The sequence below is a fragment of the Polynucleobacter sp. 35-46-11 genome (assembly GCF_002281105.1).
Genome location: NZ_NCFJ01000217.1, coordinates 1 through 4,068 on the forward strand (window position 1 = coordinate 1; position 4,068 = coordinate 4,068).

A 4,068-nucleotide genomic window follows, 5' to 3' on the forward strand; every position below is an offset into this window, starting at 1 on the left:
GAGATTGCCAGCACACTCAACATTCCGGCTAACAACTTATCGTTTCATTTAAAAGCCATGACCCATGCCGACATGGTAAGCGTAGTGCAAGAGGGTCGCTATCAACGCTATCGCGCCAACCTAACGTTGATGTTTGCACTTGTAGACTACCTTACTGAAGAATGCTGCGCAGGTAAGCCGGAACAATGTGCCAGCTTAAATAGCAGCACTGCATGCGCGCCCAAATAACACCATAAACCCAGAGGCTCTAACAACATGAATGTATTGTTTTTATGCACCGGCAACTCTTGCCGCTCTATTCTGGCTGAGGCTACTTTTAACCATTTAGCACCCGCAGGCTGGCATGGCATGAGCGCTGGCAGCAAACCTACTGGCGAGGTACACCCTCGCTCACTTGCGCTGCTCGCACGCGAAGGCATTGCAACCGAAGGTTATTACAGCAAGTCCTGGGATAGCTTGCCAGTAACGCCAGATATTGTGATTTCGGTGTGCGGCAACGCAGCCAATGAAACCTGCCCGGTTTACCTAGGGCAAGTATTAAGAAGCCACTGGGGCGTTGCAGACCCAGCGCATGCAACAGGTACCGACGCAGAAATTGATGCCGCATTTATGCAGGCCTATCAAATATTGCGCGCACGTATTGAAGCATTTTTAGCGCTGCCTCTTGAAGAGCTTCAACAAAACAAGACTGCTCTCAAAGCTGCGATGGATAAAATTGCAGTCGAAATTGTTTAAGGAGAATCATCATGAAATCAATTCAAATTTATGACCCTGCCATGTGTTGCAGCAGCGGCGTATGTGGCACCGATGTAGACCAACAATTAGTGAATTTTTCCGCAGATGCAGATTGGGCAAAACAGCAAGGTGTCAGCATTGAGCGTTTTAATTTGGCACAGCAGCCCATGCAGTTCGCCAACAATCAAGTGGTGCGGAGTTTTTTAAAGCGCTCTGGCGAAGAGGCTTTGCCATTGGTGCTAGTAGACGGCGAGGTAGCGCTGGCTGGACGCTATCCTAACCGCAGCGAACTAGCACGCTGGGCGGATATTCAGATGGTGGAAATTACCGCCCCGGCTTCATGCTGCAACGCTGGAAAATGTTGTTAGGTATTATCAATGAAGTTTCTTGAACAACCCCCTCGTTTTTTGTTTTTTACTGGCAAAGGCGGTGTAGGCAAAACCTCTATCGCCTGTGCCAGCGCCATTGAATTGGCAGCACTTGGTAAGCGCGTGCTGCTAGTCAGCACCGACCCAGCATCAAATGTAGGACAGGTATTTGGTGTAAATATTGGCAATCATATTACCGATATTGCAGCGGTGCCAAACTTGAGCGCGCTTGAGATTGACCCACAAGCTGCAGCACAAGAGTATCGCAATCGGATTGTAGACCCAGTGCGCGGCAAATTGCCTGACAGCATTGTAAAAGGCATTGAAGAACAGTTATCCGGTGTCTGTACCACGGAAATTGCTGCATTCGATGAATTTACCGCCCTACTCATCGATTCAAGACAAACCCATGATTATGACCACATCCTGTTTGACACCGCGCCTACAGGCCACACCATTCGTTTATTACAATTACCGGGCGCATGGAGTGGGTTTTTAGAAGCAGGCAAAGGTGACGCCTCGTGTTTGGGGCCATTGGCCGGACTAGAAAAACAACGTACGCAATATCAAGCCGCACTAGACGCATTAGCTGATAGCGCTCGCACCAGACTCATTTTAGTAGCACGTGCCCAAAGCGCCACCCTGCGCGAAGTTGCGCGCACCCATGAAGAGTTATCAGCCATCGGTCTGCAACAGCAATATCTGGTGATTAACGGCATTATGCCGCTCAATGATTACGAGACTGACCCACTAGCAGTTGCGATACAAAAACGCGAACAGACAACGCTTAACAATATTCCACCCGCACTTGTTAACTTACCCCGCGACTTAGTCATGTTAAAAGCTTTCAATCTGGTAGGTTTAGAGGCATTACGCTTATTGCTTACAGACAAAGCTACCGCAATCGCTATCCACCTAGAGCCAAATGCAAAACTGAGCGCCCCTAATCTCTCAACACTGGTCAATGAAATTGCTAAAGACGAACATGGCTTGATGATGCTAATGGGTAAAGGTGGCGTGGGTAAAACTACTATTGCTGCAGCCATTGCAGTTGATTTGGCAAACCGTGGCTTAAGCGTACATTTAACGACCTCAGACCCGGCGGCACACTTAAGTGAAACTTTAGCAGGCTCACTGGAAAATCTAACGGTAAGCCGCATAGACCCACAAGCAGAAACTGAACGTTACCGTCAGCATGTATTAGAAACCAAAGGCGCCAAGCTGGATGCTCAAGGCCGCGCCATGCTAGAAGAAGATTTACGCTCACCTTGCACCGAAGAAATTGCTGTATTTCAGGCATTTTCTCGCGTCATCCGTGAAGCCGGCAAAAAGTTTGTAGTCATGGACACCGCGCCTACCGGGCATACATTATTGTTGTTGGACGCAACTGGCGCTTACCATCGTGAAGTAGCACGCCAGATGGACAGCGCAGGCCTCCACTACACCACGCCAATGATGCAACTGCAAGACAGTAAACAAACTAAAGTGCTCATTGTGACACTCGCAGAAACAACGCCCGTGCTCGAAGCCGCAAACTTACAGGAAGATTTGCGCCGCGCTGGCATAGAGCCATGGGCATGGGTGATTAACTCAAGTGTTGCCGCAACCACGACAACATCTTCTTTACTACGCAAACGTGCAAATAATGAATTAAAAGAAATTGACGCAGTAGCGAAACAATATGCCAAACGCTATGCCGTTGTGCCATTACACATAAGTGAGCCTATAGGCATGGAAAAATTACAGCAACTGGCTGCAGGCTAATCACCATAATCAAGCAACGACTAACATGACTACCAACACTTCATCCATGAATATTTTTGAACGCTATCTGAGCTTATGGGTAGCCTTTTGTATCGTCATTGGTATAGCTGCCGGGCAGTTTTTTCCAGCACTATTTCAAACCATAGGTAATATTGAGATTGCTAAAATCAACCTGCCGGTAGGCTTGCTTATTTGGGTAATGATTATTCCGATGTTGGTGAAAGTTGATTTCAGCGCCATGCATGAAGTCAAGCAACACTTGCGCGGCATTAGCGTAACTTTAGTCATTAACTGGCTAGTCAAGCCATTTACCATGGCGTTTTTAGGCTGGCTGTTTATTCGCAATATTTTTGCACCACTGTTGCCTGCCGAGCAAATTGACAGCTATATTGCGGGGCTTATTTTATTAGCTGCCGCCCCCTGCACCGCAATGGTATTCGTATGGAGTCGCCTGACCAAAGGTGATCCGCTATTTACTTTGTCGCAAGTGGCGCTAAATGACACGATCATGATTTTTGCCTTTGCGCCCATCGTGGCGCTATTGTTGGGTATCTCAGCGATTATAATTCCCTGGGCAACTCTAATCAGCTCTGTGCTGCTATATATATTGCTGCCGTTATTGATTGCACAAATTTGGCGCAAATTGCTGTTACGTCGTGGTCAGCAGGTGTTTGACAGTGCTATGGAAAAAATTGGCCCGTGGTCAATCGGCGCGTTACTACTTACTTTAGTTTTGCTATTTGCGTTTCAAGGCGCTGCCATTTTGCAACAACCGTTGATTATCGCCTTGCTGGCAGTGCCCATTTTAATTCAGGTATTTTTTAACTCAGCGCTGGCCTATTGGCTCAACAAAAAACTTGGTGAAAAACACAACATCGCCTGCCCTTCTGCATTAATTGGCGCCAGCAACTTTTTCGAGTTGGCAGTCGCCACCGCCATCAGCTTATTTGGGTTTCACTCGGGTGCTGCATTGGCTACCGTAGTGGGTGTTCTGATTGAAGTGCCAGCCATGCTGCTGGTAGTGCATGTGGTTAACCGCAGTCGTCATTGGTACGAAACGACATAAAATTAAAATATTCGTATTCCTTTTGTAAGTTTCAGGCGTTGGCTAAGAATGAAAAAGCAATCGCTTTTTTAGGCTTTAAAACTCGTTTAACCCCGATTAAGGAAATATCATGAAATCATTCAAAATACTTTTCAT

5 protein-coding genes are annotated in these 4,068 nt (G+C 47.2%); all 5 read left to right on the forward strand.

The window, feature by feature from the left end:
• Positions 1-228: helix-turn-helix transcriptional regulator (locus B7Y67_RS12160; RefSeq protein ID WP_293598874.1), on the forward strand; the 228-nt coding region annotated here is incomplete at its 5' end.
• 27 nt (positions 229-255) lie between these two features.
• Positions 256-735 carry an arsenate reductase ArsC gene (locus B7Y67_RS12165; RefSeq protein WP_293598875.1) on the forward strand — a complete coding sequence of 160 codons (480 nt, stop codon included), beginning with the start codon at positions 256-258 and terminating at the stop codon, positions 733-735.
• 11 nt (positions 736-746) lie between these two features.
• Positions 747-1,103, forward strand: a complete 357-nt coding sequence (gene arsD, locus B7Y67_RS12170) for an arsenite efflux transporter metallochaperone ArsD (protein ID WP_293598876.1) — start codon at positions 747-749, stop codon at positions 1,101-1,103.
• A 9-nt stretch (positions 1,104-1,112) separates the two neighbouring features.
• A complete protein-coding gene (arsA, locus tag B7Y67_RS12175) occupies positions 1,113-2,867 on the forward strand; it encodes an arsenical pump-driving ATPase (RefSeq protein ID WP_293598877.1) in 1,755 nt (584 codons plus the stop codon).
• Between the two features lie 46 nt (positions 2,868-2,913).
• Complete coding sequence (arsB, locus tag B7Y67_RS12180) at positions 2,914-3,933, forward strand: ACR3 family arsenite efflux transporter (protein ID WP_293598878.1); 1,020 nt, start codon at positions 2,914-2,916, stop codon at positions 3,931-3,933.
• The last annotated feature ends 135 nt before the right edge of the window (positions 3,934-4,068 follow it).